Below are 18931 nucleotides of genomic sequence, written 5' to 3'. Positions count from 1 at the left end.
ATACTACTTCCACAGCAAACAAAGTCAATATAGAGAATCCTGCCAATGAAGCTACTAAGACAATCCAAGACAAAGATGATTCTATCAAAGAGTAAGCCGTGAAGTTTCTTATTATAGGAGTATTGATGAGTATCTCTCATATATTTAATTCGCCCTCGTCTTTAAGTGTATTTACACCTAGTGCCTTGCCTAAGTATTATACAAAGACGCTTGAAAATGGATTACAAATCGTGGTGGTGTCGCTTAATAATCAAAGCAATGTGATTGAAACCAATGTTTTTTATAAGGTAGGTAGTCGCAATGAAGTGATGGGTAAAAGCGGTATTGCCCATATGCTCGAGCATTTAAGCTTCAAATCTACAAAGAATCTTAAGGCGGGGGAGTTTGATGAGATTGTTAAGGGATTTGGCGGAGTGAATAACGCCTCTACAAGCTTTGATTACACACGTTATTTCATCAAATCAAGCACAGAGAATCTTGACAAATCTTTAGCACTTTTTGCCGAGCTTATGAGCAATCTCTCGCTTAAAGAAGATGAGTTCTTGCCCGAGCGCAATGTCGTAGCAGAGGAACGATTATGGCGGACAGATAATTCCCCTATGGGCTATTTGTATTTCCGTTTTTTTAATACCGCTTTTGTGTATCATCCTTATCATTGGACACCTATTGGTTTTATGGAGGATATTCAAAGTTGGCAAATCGCAGATATTGCTTCCTTTTATCACACATATTATCAGCCGCAAAATGCTATAATATTAGTGAGTGGCGATGTGAATCCTAATGAAGTCTTTGAGAGTGCTACTAAGCATTTTGCCCCGCTGAAAAATACTGTACCTATCCCTGAAGTCAAGACTAAAGAGCCAAGGCAAGATGGCATAAGACGAAGCATTGTGAAAAAAGATTCGCAAGTAGAATTTTTAGCAATGGGCTATAAGATTCCCAATTTTTTAAGCAAAGATCAAGTGGCTTTAAGTGCGATAGGCGATATTTTGAGCGGTGGAAAGTCAAGCATATTGTCAAAAGAGCTTGTCGATAAGCAGCAAATAGCAAGTAGCGTGTATGCCTATAATATGGAGCTTAAAGATGATGGTGTGTTTTTGATTATGGCAACAGCAAAGCAGGGCATAAAGGCAGAGAGTATTGAAAAGGAAGTATATAAGGTATTAGAGAATCTTAAGCAGGGTAAAATCACGCAAGAAGAGCTTGAAAAAGTGAAAATCAATACAAGGGCGAGTTTTATTTATGGGCTTGAGAATGCTTCGTCAGTGGCTGGGCTTTTTGGGAGCTATTTGGTGCGAGGAGATATTTCGCCTTTGCTTTCTTATGAGCGAGATATTAATGCCTTGAGCATAGATAAGATTAAAGAGGTAGCAAATAAGTATTTTGTGGAAGATTCATTAAATGTAGTGATTTTAAGAGATAAAGATAAAAGCGAGGCACAAGAATGATTTTTGGTGCAATGAGTGCATTAGTAACTCCTTTTAAGTACAATAGAGTGGATTTTGAGACTTATGAAGCATTGATTAAGCGGCAAATCCGCTATGGTATGGACGCTTGTGTGCCTGTAGGCACAACGGGTGAATCTGCCACACTTTCACACAAAGAACATATGGAATGTATAGAATCTGCAGTAAGCATATGCAAAGGAAGTGGTGTAAAAGTAGTCGCAGGTGCGGGAAGTAACGCCACAAGTGAAGCCATAGAATTAGCACAATTCGCACAAAAATGCGGGGCTGATGCGATTTTATGCGTTACGCCTTATTATAATAAGCCAACACAGGAGGGGTTATACGAGCATTATAAGGCTGTGGCTGACGCAATAGAAATCCCCGTAATGCTCTACAATGTGCCTTCTCGCACAGGTGTAGGCATTGAGATAGAAACAGCAAAGGCATTGCACAAAGATTGTGCGAATATTTATGCTATCAAGGAGGCAGCGGGGCTAATGGATAGAATCGTAGCTTTTGGCGCGGAAGCCCCAAACCTCGCTGTTTTTAGTGGGGAGGATATGATTAACTTTCCCATACTTGCGAATAATGGCAAGGGCGTTATCTCTGTAACAGGCAATCTTATGCCTAAAGAAATCGCTGATTTAACACATTTTGCACTCAATGGAGATATGCAAAAAAGCTATGAAATCAATACGAATCTTTATGAGATAAATAAGATTCTCTTTTGCGAGAGCAATCCCATACCCATCAAGGCAGCTATGTTTCTAGCGGGATTATTGCAAAATTTAGAATATCGTCTGCCATTAGTGCCACCTTCTAAGGAAAATATGGCTAAAATACAAAAAATCTTAGAACAATATGAGGTGCAATTATGAATCTAGCAAACACAAGGGATTTTATGAAAGGTAAAACGCTTGTTATTAGTGGGGCTACGCGGGGGATTGGCAAGGCTATTTTGTATAAATTCGCACAGAATGGTGTGAATGTCGCTTTTACCTATAATAAAAATGAGGAAGAAGCGTGTAATATCGCTCAAGATGTGGAGGGCAAATATGGCATTAAGGCAAGATTTTATCCGCTTAATGTGCTGGAGCTAGAGCAGTATATTGAACTTTTTAAGAAAATTGATGAAGATTTTTTACGGGTTGATTTTTTTATCTCTAATGCTATCATTTATGGCAAGAGCGTTGCGGGAGGATTTGCGCCATTTATGCGTTTAAAGCCTCGTGGGTTAAATAATATCTACACAGCTACCGTGCTTGCCTTTGTCGTAGGCACACAAGAAGCAGCTAAGAGAATGAAAGAGGTAGGTGGCGGGGCGATTGTATCGCTTAGCTCCACAGGGAATCTCGTGTATATGCCAAATTACGCAGGGCACGGTAATTCAAAAAATGCAGTGGAAACGATGGTAAAATACGCTGCTACCGAGCTTGGCGAATGGGGTATACGTGTCAATGCAGTGAGTGGAGGACCAATTGATACAGACGCGTTAAAGGCATTCCCAGACTATGCACAAGTAAAGGCTAAAGTCGAGGAAGAGTCTCCGCTTAATCGTATGGGGACACCTGAAGATTTAGCGGGAGCAGCGTTTTTCCTATGTGATTCTACACAAAGTGCGTGGCTCACTGGGCAAACAATAGTGATTGATGGTGGCACGACTTTTAAATAAATATGTTTTCTGTGCATTCTCCTCCATTGCAGACTTTAAAAGGGCTATGTTTTAAAGCTATTAATATACCCTGCACGCCATTTATGTGGCGTAATCCACAGACCTATAAACCTACATTAGTGTGGTTAGCTATATCTTTTGGCTTTGCTTTTATCTGCGTTTTGCCTTTTTATATGCAGTGGCTTTTGGAGCAATACACTTCTAGGGATATTTCTCCATTATTGGCTTCATTTTTGGGCATCTTAAGCGTTGCAAGTGTGCTTTTTACCCCTGCAAATCGTCGCTTTAGCGTGGGATTCTTTATCGGTGTGCTATGGTTTTATTGGATTTCATTGGGGGTGAGATATTTTGATATGAGCTTTCTTGTTCCCCTTATTGTTGTAGCAGTGGGAATCTTTATGGGATTTGTATTTTATATTGTGCTGTGGTGCGAATGTCTGCTGCTTCGTTTTATATTTTTACTGCTTTTGAGTTTTTTTACTCCGCTTGGTTTTGATTGGATTATGCTTGAGAGTGTGTTTGCATATAGCTATTTTGGGGTGGATAAGCTAAGCTTTGCCCTCATTATATTAGGATTATGGCTACTTGTGAAGTATACATTATGGTGGCGATTAATAGGTGTAGTATGCCTTACCTTTGCCCTTGATAGCCATATTTTTAACACACCACATACAGCAACAATTCCTCTAAAGATGAAGCTAATCCAAAGTGATGTAAGTCAGGATTTTACCTATCGTATGGAGCAAGTAGATTCTATTTTTATGCAGCATATTGAGGATATTGCACAGGCAAAAAATGCAGGTTATGATATGGTTGTGCTGCCAGAGAGCGCATTTTATGTGCCTTTTGATGTTATGCCTTCATATTATGAGAATCTTTTGGCATTGAGTGAGGAAATAGTTATCCTCACAGGAGCATTGCGTGTGGAGCGCGATAATGATAACACTCTTTTATATTTTAATAGCACATTTAAGTTTGATAAGGGAGAAGTGAGCTTTTATGATAAGGTGCTGCTTGTGCCTTTTGGGGAGTATATCCCCTCATTTTTATTACCTCTTGCAAATATCTTTTTTCAGGGCATTGGAGGATTTAGCGCAGGAGAGGAATTTGGGTATTTTGACATAAAGGGTGTGCGCCTTAAGAATGCGATTTGCTATGAGGGGACAAATCGAGGATTCTATAAAGATAATCCGCGATATGTGATTGTAACGAGCAATAATGCGTGGTTTGTGCCAAGCATTGAGCCAATTTTGCAAAAAAATTTAATGAAATATTATGCGCGATTGCACAATAGCGTGATTTTTCACGCGACTAATCGCTCATCCCACGCTATCATTACACCCTAGCTTTTAGAATCTCTAGTTTATTATGGCTACGCTGTTATAGCTAAAGCTAGCGCGTAGTCTTACTTCACGCGATATAAAATCCCGATCGTGTAAGACCTTTACCGCAATACATCGCGATAGTAAAGGCATAATGGAATCTAAAAAAATGTGCTTTAAAGCCGATATTAGTTTATTGTGATATGATACGCAATTTTAATTTGCTAAAGGAGGAAAAATGATTTCTTTTAAACATATAGTGTTAGGGCTTATTATTGCAGGTAGTGCAGCATTTGGCGCTACAAATAATTCAAGTTTAAGCAACACAAAAAAACAACTTTTAGGTAATTTTGCAAGTGGCTCTATTCTTAGCGGCTCTTCTCAGGCTGGAAGTGTTCAGCGCTGGTATCTTTTTAACGAAGGGCATTTAGGATATTCATATAGCAAACTTGGGAATTTAAATCTCCATTCTGCCGATGTGGGGTACTCTATTTATATTACTTCTATTAAAGCAGCAAGTGGCATACGTCCGTATGTAGGGACAGAAATCACCGTGCCTATTTATCTTAAATCCTTAGGTAACTCTAATGCATTTTATGATGATAAAGAGATAGGGTTGCCCGGTGGCTCAAAGGTAATGACTGAGCTAGGCTTTAATGGCTGGGGTATACAAGTGCCCGTGATTGTGGGTGTGCAAATGGGTTCATTTTATATTCAAGGTATGGTAGGATATTCATATCATAGCATTACTGATAATTTTTATGTAAGCGAAACACAAAATGATACATCGCTTGAAAATATATATCACGGGCTTACCTATGGTGTTGGAGCTGGATTGAAATTTTCTAATGTCTTTAGTGTGGGATTGCGCTATGTGATGGGAGAATTGACAAGTTCTAGTCGCACAGCTGGTGCTAGTATTAATACAGATTCTGTGCGTACAAAAGATTTTAGAGATAACTATCAGCGATTTTCTATTATTTTTGGCGTAGTTTTCTAGTATATTTTCCTCTCTGTCACTACTTGCATAAAAGTGGTATCATTTTTGCTTAAACCCTTTGGAAAAACCAAGGGGGATAAGTGTCTAGACAAAATTTTGATATCACTTCAGCCGTGCAGATGGCACATCAGCTCTACCAATCACAACGTTACCACGAGTGCATAGATATATGTATTCAAATATTAGGGATTGACTATACGCAAGCACAAGTATGGAGCTTAGCGGGTATGGTAATGCTTGAGCTTAAATCATTTGAGAGGGCAATAGCATATTTCTCTCAAGCTATGCAATATGAACCCACACAGCCTAATCACACCATTAATTGTGCGGAAGCCTACCGTCGCAGTGGGAATCCTGAGCGATGTATCGCAGAGATTAAAATGCTTCTTAGACAAAATACAGCAGCACAAAATAATTCTAATCTCCATTTTAACCTCGCAAAAGCCTATTCGGATATAGGAGATTCTAATCATTCAATCAAGCATTACACGATTGCTATTAAGCTTGACCCTAATGATTTAGGAGCGATGTTTAACCTCGCTAACGCACAAGTGAAACTCAAAAATTTTGGCGAAGCCATAGAGCTTTATCTTAATGCCTTGAGTAAGGGTTATCTTGATGCAGGTGTGAATCTCGCTAATACCTATGTGCAATTAGGGTGCTTTAGTGAGGCACTGCAAGTATATAGCGCGATATATACGCATTATGCAGAGGATAGCGATTTTAATTTTAACTATGCTAATACCCTTGCTTATGCTAATGAAGATATACAGCACACACAGGCACTATACGGGAAAGCCATCGCGCTTAATCCTAATAATATAAGCTATTATATCAACTATGCACATTTCCTACTCCGCTCCTTGCGCCTTAAAGATGGTTTCCGAATCTATGAAGAGCGTAAAAAACTCCCCAATATGTTACCTAGGAGGATTACAAATATTTGGCATTATGATGAAAGTAAAAAAAGTAAATTTAAAGGCAAAAAGGTGCTTGTCTATCACGAGCAGGGGCTTGGCGATAGCATTATGTTTGCACGATTTTTACCCCTTTTAGCAAAGCATACAAAGGATATTTGTGTTATTACTCAAGTTCCGCTTGTGCCACTTTTTACAAAACTGCCTTTTAAATGTGTCTCAAGTCTTAGCGAAGTAGGAAAATACGATATAGCCATCTCTCTTTTGTCACTGCCTTTAGCGTTAGGGGTGGAACATACTGATGATTTAGCCATAATGCCCTTTATGTGTGAAAAGCCCCAAGCGCCCCATAAAGTCAAAAAAATCGGCATTTGCTTTAGCACAGATTCACAATTTAGCGAAGCAAACGATAAAAGTATCCCGCTTGATGTACTAATGAGTGCATTGCAAGACCATAAGGAGATTGAAATCTACTCGCTTAATAAGCCTCAATGCGAGGAGTTAGGAAAGCATAGTATTATCCAAAAAGAGATGAATGACTTTGCAGATACTTATGCGATTATTGATGATATGGATATGGTGATTAGCATTGACACATCAGTAGCGCATTTGAGCGCGAGTATGGGGAGACACACGCTTGTGTTGCTGAATAAACGTTATGATTGGCGTTGGGGGAATGGTATTTCTACGCCGTGGTATCAAAATGTTGTGTGCTTCACACAAAGCAAGATGTATGAATGGAGCGACGTTGTACAGAATCTTAAGGTATACCTCAAAGCGTGGATTTAAGTAGAATCTCTTTTATTATTCTATGCTGTTGTGCTTTACCCCACAAAACTTGACTTTTTAAAAAACTTTGCTTTACAAGTGTGGGCTGGTGCTAAAGCGCAAGCACGAGACTGGCTCGGCGAATATGCCTCGCTCCCCTTATATATCGTTCACTAGATTACCAGCTCACCATTCTTAAGGCGCTTTTATGGGTTGGCACTATCGTGTAATTGATTTGATACAAGTGGGGACACAAGAGAATCTAAACCTAGAATCTCTCTTTACAGGGGTGGAGTGAGAGGGTAATCCAACAAACACTTCGTGCGTATAATCACCAAATGAAGCGCGGTTACAAGTATATTCTTTAGGCGCGGAGCATGGATTCATTCTACACGAGCAAGACCTTTTGCAAGTGTGGATTAGCACTCCGTGCGAATGTGGCGATTACATCGCAGCAGCAAAGGCATAATAGACTAGAGAAGCTACAAATCCAGCTTGTGGGGGGTGAGGGTGTAATAGATGGCATTTTGCTTTGCTAAATTTTTAAATGAGAGGGAGAGAAATTCATTGTGGGCTATAGCAAGAAAAATAACGTCAAATTGCCTTGAAGGGAGTGAGGGTAGGAGTGAGATATGGTATTGCTCTTGTACATCAGGCGCATTAGCGATAGGGTCATATACGCTTACCTCTACCCCAAATTCCTCAAGCTCTTTTTTGACAAGTGGGACTTTGGAGTTGCGTATATCGGGGCAGTTTTGCTTGAAAGTTACCCCAAGTATGAGAATCTTCGCCCCAAGTATGGCAATATGCTGTTTTATCATTAATTTAATGATTTTCTGTGCGATAAAATGCGGCATAGTGTCATTGATGAGTCTCCCTGAGCTGATTACTTGCGGCACATAACCAATCGCATTCATTTTGTGCGTAAGATAATAGGGATCAATGCTGATGCAATGCCCTCCTACTAATCCCGGTGTGAATGGCAGGAAATTCCACTTTGTCTTTGCCGCTTCAAGCACCTCTAGGGCGTCAATATCCAAATAATCACAGATAATACACATTTCATTGACAAAGGCGATGTTTAGGTCACGTTGAGCGTTTTCGATGATTTTTGTCATTTCAGCGGTTTTGATTGATGAGACGCGATGTGTTCCAGCTGTGATGATTGAGGCATAAAGGGTATCTACAAATGCCGCTGCTTCATCGTTGCTACCTGAAGTAATTTTGTGGATATTGCTTAGGGTGTGTATGCTATCGCTAGGATTTATCCGCTCGGGCGAGTAGCCAAGATAAAAATCGCTATTAAGATGAAGTGATGAGGTAAGCTCAAGCATAGCTCTGCATTCATTTTCCGTGCAGGTGGGGTAGGTGGTGGATTCATAAATAACGATATTGCCTCTTTGCAAAACTTTACCTACCATTTCACTTGCGCCCAAAAGCGCGGAGAGGTCGGGGACTTTGTATTCATCAATGGGCGTAGGCACACAAATAATATAGACATTTGCTTCTACAATATCACAAAGTGTGCTGCTAAAGGTGCAATGAGAGCGGAGAATCTCTTCCTTAGAGACTTGCTTTGTCTCATCAATGCCTTTTTGCAAGGATTCTATACGAGTGGGATTAATATCAAATCCAATGGCATTATAACGTTTACTAAATGCGATAAGCAGTGGCAACCCTACATAGCCTAAGCCAATCACGGCAATGCGGATAGTATCTAACTGCGGTAGTGGAGCTAACATTATAGTCTCTCAATTCTATCGCCAAGAAGGCGATATACGCTGTTATCGTAGCTATCGTGTGCAATGAGTGTATCATCAAAGATAAGACGTTTTCCTGCCTTATCTACCCAACCAATATGCTTAGCGGGATTCCCCACATAGAGGGCAAAATCTGGGATATTTTTTGTAACGACACTTCCTGCACCTACAAAAGCATATTCGCCAATCTCCACACCGCATATAATCGTGCTATTTGCGCCAATAGAAGCGCCAAGTTTGATAAGAGTGCGCTTAAACTCGCTTTTGCGGGAGATGAAAGCGCGAGGATTGATGACATTAGTAAAAACAACGCTTGGTCCTAAAAACACATTATCACCAATCTCTACTCCTTCATAAATGCTGATGTTGTTTTGTGCCTTGAGGTTATTGCCAATACTTACATTTGGTCCAATCATACAATTTTGCCCAAAGGAGCAGTTTTGTCCAATCACGCTACCGCTTAGAATATGGCAAAAATGCCATATTTTGCTACCTTCCCCGATACTCACGCCCTCATCGACTATGCTTGTAGGGTGGATAAAATATGCCATTATAGAAACCTTGCGCTTAAGGGGTGATATTCGCCCTTTAAGCCAATGGGCGTAGCGTGGCGGATTTGATGGATAAGCTCAATGGCTGCTTTTGTATCAAGTAGGCTAAAGCCTTTGCCATTTAGAATATTTGCATAGCTTTTTGTGTGTAAATCCTCGAAGCCTTCGCTAAAGGCAAATTCCTCTCCCTCTAAATGCAAGGAGCGATACACTCTTTTTTGCTTTGCTCTGCATTCATCGGGCAGGTGTTGCTCATCAATGGAGAGAAACCATCGCACTCTAGCGTGTTCTAAGACTAGAAATCCACTCGCACTAGATTCATTATAGGTATGCACGATACTCTCCTTGAGTGTGCCAAAAATCCACAGAAGCATATCAAAAAAATGCACCCCGATATTTGTCGCTATTCCGCCACTTTTACTCTCATCACCCTTCCACGAGTGCGTATACCATTTGCCCCTAGCGCTAATATAGCTTAAATCAATATTAAGTACCTTTTGTGAATCTTGCTTTAAAAGGCTTTGAATGTGCTCTCTAAGGGCAATGATACTTGGGTGCAGGCGAAGCTGTAAGATGGTATAAATACGCTTTCCGCTTTCTTTTTGGGCTTGGAGTAGGGCGTCAAGATTCCACGGATTTAGCACGATGGGCTTTTCACAAATGGCGTAAGATTCATTACGTAAGGCAAGACGGATATGCGTATCGTGCAGGTGATTAGGGGAGCAAATGCTGATATAATCTAGCGGTGTGTTATTACATTTAAGCTTATAGAGATACCTCTCAAATCGCTCGCCTTGTGTAAAAAAATCCGCTTGAGGAAAGTAGCTATCGAGTATACCTACTGAATCGTGCGTATCAATAGCACAAATAAGTGTGCCATTGTTTGCCTTGATGGCTTTGAGATGTCTAGGAGCGATAAAGCCCCCAACGCCAATAAGCCCAAAAGTTTTACTCATAGTAATATGAGGCTATTTTACCTCAAAATGCACAGGGTCTGGAACAAGAGTTTTAAAATTAGGCAAATCTCTACTTGCTTCTGTGCGGGAGGTATAAGGCCCAATGAGGTATTTTGTGGTAGGCTGTCCATTTGAAGTGCCTGCATAAACGCGATAGCTATAATTGCTGATTTGCTTTAAAAACTCTGCACTTGGTTTATTAGCAAACGAACCTACTTGTACATAGAATCCTTTTTCTGCTACTTGCCCATTTTTAGATGTGTCCATACGCGGAGTGGAAACGTCTTCAAAAATATTAGGAATGCTCTTTTGGTTTGTCGAAGCTGGCTTAGCAGGTGCAGTAGGCTTGGTAGGTGTTGTAGGATTCTGTGCTGGCTTGGCTGGTTGTGCGGCTGGCTTTGGTGTTGGCTGTGCAGTAGGTTTAGCTGGAAGCACTGGTTGTGCAGCTGGTTTTGGAGCCTGAGCAGGTTGTGGATTCTGTGCGGGTTTAGGTGTTGGAGCAGGCTGTGGCGATTGAGGTGAGGGTTGTGTATTTTGCGCTATTTGAGGATGAGTATCTCCTTGCTCACGTTTGCGAATATCATCAAGTATTTGTTGAAATTCATCAATTTCCCCTGAAGGATTATTACCAAGTGGGACATTCTCAAAACTTGAATCTAGAGGATCTCTAATGGGTGTTAAGCCATTATTTGCCGCTGTGTGTTTTTCATGTGTTGTATCTTCAGAAGCAAAAAAGATGCTTACACCAATTACGATGCACAAAAAAACTAATGCCATCGCAATCATCATCATAAGTTTTTTAGTTTTATTTTCTCTTTGCAAATCATCATCATTGATTAAAATGTCATTGAGTTCTCGTTTTGTTTCCATTTTTACTCCTTTAAAGTAGTTACATATGCCTTGCCCAAGACGATCCACGCTCCTTAGCATAGACGTCATAAGGTAGAGCGAGAATATTGAAATTAGAGGGCATTTCATCATTGGGAAATACTCTCCATTCTTTAGGGCAATGTTGAGATAATTTTAACGAAAGTGTTTTAGCCAAACGTTTACCTTCATTGAGTTCAGTATGTCCTTTATGCACATATAAATGGAGATGTCCGGGCGTTTTGGAACAAAATGCAGTAAAGTTTAAAAATCCTTCTTCGCGCAAAAGCAGTTGAGCACGATGATAGAATCTCTCTGGATTACGCCCGTTATAATCAAATACGATATTCTCTACTTTTTTACCTTTAGCCAAAAGCAGAGAATGGGCTACTATAAGCTCTTTACGAAAATGTTTGCCAATGAGCATAGAGGTAAGCATTGCATCAACTCTCTCATACTTATCATATAGAATCCGCCCCATATGATTGACTTTGCTCCCTAACCCATTAACGCGTCTGTAATAATGCGATGTGTCCATCTTGATGAGCTTAAGATCCATTTCTGTCACGACTTACCCCCTAAAAAATTGGTCGTTCATAGATTCTAAAATCTTTGGCAAAATCTTTGACTTGAGATTTAATTGTTGTCTGTAAGTTGGTATTGTGAATATCATCAAGTATATCTGCTATCCTCTCTGCAATCCATTCAAACTCTTTTTCTTTCATACCTCTTGCGGTAAGAGCAGGAGAACCTATCCTTATACCGCTTGTAACAAAAGGAGAGCGGGTCTCACCCGGAACAGTGTTTTTATTAATTGTGATTCCGGCATTGCCTAAGGCTAAATCCGCGTCTTTGCCGCTAAAATCGTTATTTAAGAAGCTCATTAGCACAAGGTGATTATCGCTTCCGCCACTTACAAGGTTGTATTTACGCTTAATGAGGATTTTTGCAAGTGCTTGGATATTTGCTTTGACTTGCTTTGCATACACTTTCCATTCGGGCTTGAGATTTTCTTTGAAACCTACTGCCTTACCCGCGATTACGTGCATAAGTGGTCCGCCCTGAATCCCGGGAAAGACAGCCTTATTGATTTTGGCTATTAGCTCCTCATCGTTGGTGAGAATCATTCCGCCCCTTGGTCCTCGCAAGGTCTTATGTGTGGTTGTAGTAACGATGTGGCAATGTGGGAAGGGATTAGGATATTCTCCCGCTACGACTAATCCAGCAACGTGGGCAATATCTCCCATAAGGTAGGCCCCTACAGAATCTGCGATTTCACGCAATCGTTTAAAATCAAGCTCACGTGTATAGGCAGAAAAGCCGCATACTAAAATATTTGGCTTCACTACTTGGGCTTGAAGAGCGAGTTTGTCATAATCAATATATCCATTAAGCTCCACGCCATAGAAAAAACTTTGATAAAGTTGCCCTGAAGTGCTTACCTTCGCCCCGTGTGTGAGATGCCCTCCGTGGCTTAAATCCATACCTAGAATCTTATCATAAGGCTTTAAGAGTGCTGCATACACTGCTGCATTTGCCTGTGAACCTGAATGAGGTTGCACATTAGCAAAAGCGGCACCAAAGAGCTTTTTAGCCCTCTCAATGGCAATCTCCTCGATTTTATCGACAAACTCGCAACCTCCATAATAGCGTTTGGATGGATAGCCCTCAGCATATTTATTGGTAAGAATGCTTCCCATAGCCTCCATAACGCTAGGAAATGTGAAATTTTCACTCGCAATCATCTCTAGATGGTCATTTTGTCGTTGTAATTCTTTTTCTATTAGCTCAAATATCTCACTATCTTGGTTTTGGATTAAATAACTCATTTGCCCTCCTTATGCTCTATGATGTTGGTTTGGGTATCTTTTGAGGATATTATATCAAAGTTTGGCTTAGTTGGCTTTAATGCAGGAAATAAAATTACATCTTTAATTGTTTTTGCATTGCATAAAAGCATTACCAATCTATCAATGCCTATACCCTCTCCCGCTGTGGGTGGCATACCGTGTGCTAATGCCCATACATAGTCTTCGTCCATATATTGAGCCTCTTCATCACCTGCATCCTTTGCCTTAACCTGCTCTTTAAAACGTTCTAGCTGGTCTAGAGGGTCGTTGAGTTCACTAAATCCATTGGCGATTTCTCTCCCACCGATAAAAAGTTCGAATCTATCTGCGATCAAAGGATTCTCATCATTACGTCTTGCGAGAGGGCTAATGTCAATGGGGTATTGTGTAATAAAAGTAGGATTGATAAGTTTATGCTCTACAAACTCATCAAAAGCCTCGGCTAAAAGTTTGCCATAGCCCATAGATGTATCGACTTTGAGATGTTTTGCTTGGAGGTGGGCTAAGAGTGCATTTTTATCATTTATAATCTTTTCATCTAAGCCGCCTATATTTATGAGTGCGTCTTTATAACTCATAATGCTCCATTGGTTAAAATCAATGTTATCTTGATTGTAAGTTAGAATTTTAGGGAGTTTGAGGGAGTTAAAAAGAAAGTCAAAAAGTTCTTTAGTGAGAGTGATTAAATCCTCATAGGTTTTATATGCCCAATAAAATTCAATCATACTAAACTCGGGATTATGAGAGTGGTCCATACCTTCATTGCGAAAGTTGCGATTAAGTTCAAATACGGCTTCAAATCCCCCTACAATAAGCCTTTTGAGATAGAGCTCAGGTGCGATACGCAAATATCTATCCACATCAAGGGCATTATGATGAGTGATAAAAGGACGTGCATTCGCCCCACCGGGAATAGGGTGAAGCATAGGTGTTTCTACCTCTAAAAAGCCCTTTTTCTCAAAGAAAGCCCTCACACAGGAGATAATTTGACTACGCATTTTGAAAGTCTCTTTTACCTCTTCATTGGCAATCAAATCCACATAGCGCTGACGATAGCGAAGCTCCACATCGCTAAGCCCGTGGAACTTTTCAGGCAGTGGCACAATGCTTTTAGTAAGAATTTGAAAAGAACGCGCGTGTATGCTTAACTCTCCTGTTTTGGTTATAAAGGCATAGCCTTGCACATTGATAATATCTCCTACTTCAAGGATTTTCTTAATGTGTGCAAAATCCTCTCCCACATCGTCTTTTGAAATATAGGCTTGGAGTAAAGCACTCTCATCTTGAATCTTAATAAAACACGCCTTGCCCATCAGGCGGATAAATCTCACGCGTCCTACAATACTTTCATTTTCAGAGTTTTTGGATGAAGATTCTGCAATATCTTGCAATTTAAGATATTGGTATTTATCTAAAAATGCCTTATTGCTTAAAGTCCGCGTAGCTTTGTTGGTATAAGGATTAAGCCCTGCTTCTTGCATAAGTTCCTTTTTTTTGATACGTTGTTGGATATAGAAATTTGAAAACATACTTTTATTGCTCCGAGGCGGTTGTGTCGTTGGAATGTATAGAACCATCTGTTGCTTGAGATTCCCCCTCATCTATGTTTTTGATATCTTCTGTATGTTTTTCTTCTGTTTCTTTTGCTTCTAAGTCTTCTTTTGATGAGTGTTGTGTAGATGAGTGTTGTGTATGAATATTATTAAGATTTTCTTTGATTTCTTGAACTTCTTCAAGATTCATAATGCGTATGGCAAGATTTTTCATTATGGGGAAAAGTGAACTATCACGTTCAATGCTTTGAGACAGATTATTTAGCCAACCTATTTGAGTAATCCCAAAAACAATAATAGAAATAAGTAAAAAAGCTTTAATAAAGGCAAAAACTAAACCTAATATACCATCAAGGAGAGCTAAAGGAGTGATTTTAAGTATACGGAAGAGAGTTTCCCCAATAAGAAGGAATGCAAGCCAAATACAAACCATAAGGATAAGAAAGCCTACAAGCGCATTGAGTTCTGGAGCATTGAGGTCATAGATAGTTTGTGCAAACCATTGCCCTACATTATCATAGAATCGTGAAGCAAAAAATATACCGAGTAAAATGCCTAGTAAGCTTGCTAACCCACGTATGATACCTTGCCAAAACCCTTTGATTGAAAGCAAGATAAGTAAAACTAAGATTCCTATGTCAATATAGCTCAATGTATCCATTTGAGGTAATCCTTTAAAATTCAAAACTATTTTGAGCGCTTTTCGTATGCAGTTTAGATTTTGCTTCCTTAAAAATATCGTTCAGTAGAGATAATGTTTTACTTACTCTTAAACTTTATATGGAGGCAAACCCTTGGATAGCTCATAAATTGCCTCAAAATGTCATCTTAATATCTCTAAGGGTAAGATATTCAAAGAATGTGTGATAATTCTCCAAGATGTTGAGAACTTTGGTTTTTATTAGGTATTAAGATAACGATATATTAAACGATTTTGCATTATTTTGCAAGAGTTTTAGCTTATTTTTTGGTAAGGTAGTCTAGAATCCTGCGTTTTATTTAGATGATATAGGGAATGCAAACTCGCAAGGAATGGGGCAAGATGGGTATTTTGAAACTATTAGTGAAGAAAATAAAAAATTTTAGCGAACTTGTTAGCTTTGAGCATACTATTTTTTCAAGCAGTTTCATTCTCATCGCAATGGTTGTGGGAAGTATGCAGGTATATAGCATTCCGTGGTGTGGATGGGAGACGTTTGTGCTATGTATTTTGGCTCTTATTAGCGCACGTAATTTCGCTATGGGATTTAATCGCTTTAGAGATAGGGATATAGATAAGGATAATCCCCGCACAAGTAGCCGCCCTAGTGTCGATGGGCGTATTAGCCTTATGGGGCTTGTGTGCTTTAATGTCTTTAATGCGCTACTTTTTCTGTTTATCTCTTACTTTGTAAATCCTCTTGCTTTTGCCTTGAGTGTGCCGTTTTTGCTCATTTTAGCCTTTTATTCCTATACCAAACGTTTTAGCGCGATAGCGCATTGGGTGCTTGGGGTGTGTTTAGGCTTGGCACCTATTGCTGGGGTGATTGCTGTGATGGGGGAGATTCCATTATGGAGTGTATTTCTCTCCATAGGTGTGCTGTTTTGGGTGGCTGGATTTGACTTGCTTTATTCCATACAGGATATAGAATTTGATAAGATTCACAAGCTCCATTCTATTCCGGCTTATTTTGGTGTTGAAAAAACCTTGTGGATTTCGCGCCTATGCCATATCTTTGCCGTGGGGTTTTGGATAGCTTTTGTATATGAGGCACAGCTAGGGCTTATCGCCCAAATAGGTGTAGCTATATCCGCCCTTATGCTTTGCTATGAGCAATATCTTGTAAAACTGCATTTAAAGCATATTCCTAAGGCTTTTTTTGTTACTAATGGCTATTTGGGGATTATATTTTTTGTATGTATTTTGGCAGATTCTATAAGGGAAGCATATGGATTTTAAGAGCATTCTAGTACAAAATGGCATACAAACGCGTCTTGTTCCTTGTGAAATTCAAATCGCATTTGAGCAGCTTAATACGAGTAACGAAGAAATGTTTAAAAAGGAATATATTGCGCTCTCTCAAAATCGCTATGGTTCTATTACTCAATGGCTTAACAAGATTAAGTCTAAAAATCGCACAGAAGATACTGATGAGGTATTATTAGAATTACTTGTGGAACTCTATCAAAAAGTGGAAAATATTGAGCAGATTCTTAATAATAGGGCTACACAATATCTGCGTTTGGCAGGTGAGGGTGTCGCTCATTTTGTGGGGCATAATGTATTATGCACCTCTTCAAGCATATTTGAAGCAGGAGAAAAGTATTATTTGCGTATTTTTTTGCCTGTATTTCCGCAACGTTATATAGGGATTTTTGCTCGAGCTATTGCACCTCAAGTGTTGGTTTTTGAGCAGATTGGGCATAATGATTTGGTAGATTTTGATAGTTTTGTTGTGCAAATGGAACGTTTAATGATTTTAGATTCTAAAAGTTTGTCGAAGGAGTAAGGTAATGTTTGGCATATCAGTAAGCAGTATGAGTATCATATTTTCTTTAATATCCATAGGTATAGTGTGTTATGTTACTTTTTTAAACTATACACGCAACCTTGATATGGCAAAGCGAATTAGACGTTTCGAAAAGGGTATGGAAGATATTAATAATGAGATATTTAAGATTCACAAATGGATTAAAGACAATGAGCTTGAAAGTCAGCTAAGCAGCACTGCCCTTAATACAAAAATCAAAACTGAAAGCATTGATGCGGTAAATAACGCATTAGTAGGTGTGTATCGCCAAGTAGAGATTTTAGAGGCACAAGTCAATAAGGAGCGGGATTATATCGAGGAAAAAATTGTGAGTCTTGAAGAGAGGATTCGAGAATTTAGTTTGTTTCCCACATCAAATACAAATATCAACGAGAAGCGCATTGTCAATATGTTTCGTGATGGGTGGAGCATTGATGCGATTGCTAAGGAAATGCGTTTAAGCAAGGGCGAGGTTGAATTTACACTTAAACTTGCAGATATTAAAGAGTAGTTTGAGAGAGATGTGCTATGATACATAAATCTTCAAGGAGAGTATTATGAAAAAACCCACTTATGCAAAGCGAGTAGAACTCTTACAAGAATCCACAACTATTGCTATTAGCACCCTAGCACGCGAGTTAAAAGCGAGTGGGCAAGATGTGCTTAGTCTTTCAGCTGGTGAGCCAGACTTTGATACGCCTGAGATGATTAAAAATGAAGCCATTAGGGCGCTAAAGAGTGGCTTTACAAAATATACTGCGGTAGTGGGGATTCCAGAATTGATAGAGTCTATTCGAGGGAAGCTTTTACGTGAAAATAATCTACAATATGAGAGCAATGAAATCATTGTAAGCAATGGCGCAAAACACTCACTTTTTAATGTATTTCAAGCTCTCATTAATAATGGTGATGAGGTGATTATCCCCTCTCCATATTGGGTTACTTATCCTGAGCTTGTAACCTTTAGCGGTGGGAAGCCCGTGATTGTGCAAACAACAGAGGCAAATAACTTTAAAATTACAGCCAAGGAGCTAAAAGAGGCTATCACATCTAAAACAAAGATATTTGTTCTTAATACCCCATCAAATCCCACAGGTATGGTGTATAGCAAGGAGGAGTTAGAATCTCTTGCAGAGGTGCTAAAAGATACAAATATATGGGTAGTAAGCGATGAGATGTATGAAAAGCTCGTATATAGTGTGAAGTTTTTCTCCGCTGCGGCGGTAAGTGAGGATATGCTGCAACGCACGATTACCATTAATGGCTTAAGCAAATCAGTAGCGATGACAGGGTGGCGCATAGGCTATCTAGCTTGTAAGGATAAAAAACTTATAAAGTTTATGGATAATTTACAAAGTCAATGTACCTCCAATATCAATTCCATTACACAAAAGGCTTCAGTAATAGCCTTGAAAGGCGAGGTAGATAATGATATAGAGGATATGCGCACTGCATTTGAGGAACGTATGCGCTTTGCTTGTGATGCGATTAATAATATTCAAAGTCTTAATGTCCGCCAACCTCAAGGTGCATTTTATTTGTTTATTAATATCTCTGCATTGCCTCAATATGGCGCAGATTCTATGGGGTTTTGCAAGGCATTGCTTAAGGAGCAAGGCGTAGCACTTGTGCCCGGCTGTGCTTTTGGAATGGAAGGCTTTGTGCGATTATCCTTTGCTTGTAGCTTAGAGGAGCTTGAAGAGGGTATTGCTCGCATAGAACAATTTGTCAAAGCACTTTTTAAATAAAGAATCTTC

The 18931-nt window shown here is 39.5% G+C and carries 18 protein-coding genes; 10 read left to right on the top strand and 8 right to left on the bottom strand.

Translation table 11 applies throughout. The annotated features are described in order from the left end of the window. Nucleotides 1–98: 98 nt before the first annotated feature. The 6 genes from V3I05_RS02180 to V3I05_RS02155 all read left to right on the top strand — a co-directional run bounded on the left by V3I05_RS02180 (nucleotide 99) and on the right by V3I05_RS02155 (nucleotide 7148). A complete protein-coding gene (locus V3I05_RS02180) occupies nucleotides 99–1448 on the top strand; it encodes a M16 family metallopeptidase (protein WP_425531740.1) in 1350 nt (449 codons plus the stop codon). Then, entirely contained in the window at nucleotides 1445–2326 is an 882-nt protein-coding gene (gene dapA / locus V3I05_RS02175) for a 4-hydroxy-tetrahydrodipicolinate synthase (RefSeq protein WP_343353868.1), read from the top strand. The genes V3I05_RS02180 and dapA overlap by 4 nt, the downstream gene beginning before the upstream one ends. Next, nucleotides 2323–3120 (top strand): enoyl-ACP reductase, encoded by a 798-nt coding sequence (locus V3I05_RS02170; RefSeq protein WP_343353866.1) that lies wholly within the window; start codon nucleotides 2323–2325, stop codon nucleotides 3118–3120. The genes dapA and V3I05_RS02170 overlap by 4 nt, the downstream gene beginning before the upstream one ends. A 2-nt stretch (nucleotides 3121–3122) precedes the next feature. Continuing rightward, nucleotides 3123–4466, top strand: a complete 1344-nt coding sequence (locus V3I05_RS02165) for an apolipoprotein N-acyltransferase (RefSeq protein ID WP_300742451.1) — start codon at nucleotides 3123–3125, stop codon at nucleotides 4464–4466. 214 nt (nucleotides 4467–4680) lie between these two features. Beyond that, nucleotides 4681–5442, top strand: coding sequence for a hypothetical protein (locus V3I05_RS02160; RefSeq protein ID WP_343353864.1), 762 nt, complete (start codon nucleotides 4681–4683; stop codon nucleotides 5440–5442). A gap of 80 nt (nucleotides 5443–5522) precedes the next feature. Beyond that, nucleotides 5523–7148, top strand: coding sequence for a tetratricopeptide repeat protein (locus tag V3I05_RS02155; RefSeq protein ID WP_300446799.1), 1626 nt, complete (start codon nucleotides 5523–5525; stop codon nucleotides 7146–7148). Nucleotides 7149–7609: 461 nt separating this feature from the next. Here V3I05_RS02155 and V3I05_RS02150 read toward each other — a convergent pair whose 3' ends face one another. Genes V3I05_RS02150 through V3I05_RS02115 form a run of 8 tightly spaced genes read right to left on the bottom strand, consistent with a single transcriptional unit; the run spans nucleotide 7610 to nucleotide 15325 of the window. After that, nucleotides 7610–8869, bottom strand: a complete 1260-nt coding sequence (locus V3I05_RS02150) for a nucleotide sugar dehydrogenase (RefSeq protein WP_300446797.1) — start codon at nucleotides 8867–8869, stop codon at nucleotides 7610–7612. After that, nucleotides 8869–9438 carry an acyltransferase gene (locus V3I05_RS02145; protein ID WP_300446794.1) on the bottom strand — a complete coding sequence of 190 codons (570 nt, stop codon included), beginning with the start codon at nucleotides 9436–9438 and terminating at the stop codon, nucleotides 8869–8871. The genes V3I05_RS02150 and V3I05_RS02145 overlap by 1 nt, the downstream gene beginning before the upstream one ends. Next, complete coding sequence (locus V3I05_RS02140; RefSeq protein WP_300446792.1) at nucleotides 9438–10394, bottom strand: Gfo/Idh/MocA family protein; 957 nt, start codon at nucleotides 10392–10394, stop codon at nucleotides 9438–9440. The genes V3I05_RS02145 and V3I05_RS02140 overlap by 1 nt, the downstream gene beginning before the upstream one ends. Before the next feature lie 12 nt (nucleotides 10395–10406). Continuing rightward, nucleotides 10407–11264 carry an SPOR domain-containing protein gene (locus tag V3I05_RS02135; protein WP_300446789.1) on the bottom strand — a complete coding sequence of 286 codons (858 nt, stop codon included), beginning with the start codon at nucleotides 11262–11264 and terminating at the stop codon, nucleotides 10407–10409. A gap of 19 nt (nucleotides 11265–11283) precedes the next feature. After that, a complete protein-coding gene (locus tag V3I05_RS02130) occupies nucleotides 11284–11829 on the bottom strand; it encodes a DUF1882 domain-containing protein (RefSeq protein ID WP_295699998.1) in 546 nt (181 codons plus the stop codon). Nucleotides 11830–11839: 10 nt separating this feature from the next. Next, the gene (locus V3I05_RS02125) at nucleotides 11840–13090 is read right to left on the bottom strand and encodes a serine hydroxymethyltransferase (protein ID WP_300446787.1); all 1251 of its coding nucleotides are present in this window, start codon (nucleotides 13088–13090) and stop codon (nucleotides 11840–11842) included. Then, complete coding sequence (gene lysS / locus V3I05_RS02120) at nucleotides 13087–14640, bottom strand: lysine--tRNA ligase (protein ID WP_295700005.1); 1554 nt, start codon at nucleotides 14638–14640, stop codon at nucleotides 13087–13089. The genes V3I05_RS02125 and lysS overlap by 4 nt, the downstream gene beginning before the upstream one ends. Nucleotides 14641–14644: 4 nt before the next feature. Continuing rightward, nucleotides 14645–15325 carry a CvpA family protein gene (locus V3I05_RS02115; protein WP_343353861.1) on the bottom strand — a complete coding sequence of 227 codons (681 nt, stop codon included), beginning with the start codon at nucleotides 15323–15325 and terminating at the stop codon, nucleotides 14645–14647. Nucleotides 15326–15712: 387 nt separating this feature from the next. On the opposite strand from V3I05_RS02115, the gene mqnP reads away from it, so the two are divergent. The 4 genes from mqnP to V3I05_RS02095 are packed head-to-tail and all read left to right on the top strand — an operon-like array spanning nucleotide 15713 to nucleotide 18922. Continuing rightward, nucleotides 15713–16603, top strand: a complete 891-nt coding sequence (mqnP, locus tag V3I05_RS02110) for a menaquinone biosynthesis prenyltransferase MqnP (RefSeq protein WP_343354238.1) — start codon at nucleotides 15713–15715, stop codon at nucleotides 16601–16603. Beyond that, nucleotides 16593–17153 (top strand): hypothetical protein, encoded by a 561-nt coding sequence (locus tag V3I05_RS02105; RefSeq protein WP_295700010.1) that lies wholly within the window; start codon nucleotides 16593–16595, stop codon nucleotides 17151–17153. Before mqnP ends, V3I05_RS02105 begins: the two co-directional genes overlap by 11 nt. Before the next feature lie 4 nt (nucleotides 17154–17157). Beyond that, a complete protein-coding gene (locus tag V3I05_RS02100; RefSeq protein WP_300446779.1) occupies nucleotides 17158–17685 on the top strand; it encodes a hypothetical protein in 528 nt (175 codons plus the stop codon). Nucleotides 17686–17731: 46 nt separating this feature from the next. Continuing rightward, nucleotides 17732–18922: a pyridoxal phosphate-dependent aminotransferase gene (locus tag V3I05_RS02095; RefSeq protein ID WP_300446778.1), complete on the top strand. Its 1191-nt coding sequence runs from the start codon at nucleotides 17732–17734 to the stop codon at nucleotides 18920–18922. Nucleotides 18923–18931: the final 9 nt, after the last annotated feature.

Source organism: Helicobacter mastomyrinus (assembly GCF_039555295.1).
GTDB classification, from domain to species: domain Bacteria; phylum Campylobacterota; class Campylobacteria; order Campylobacterales; family Helicobacteraceae; genus Helicobacter_C; species Helicobacter_C mastomyrinus.
This window is presented reverse-complemented; position numbering and strand designations above follow the sequence as displayed.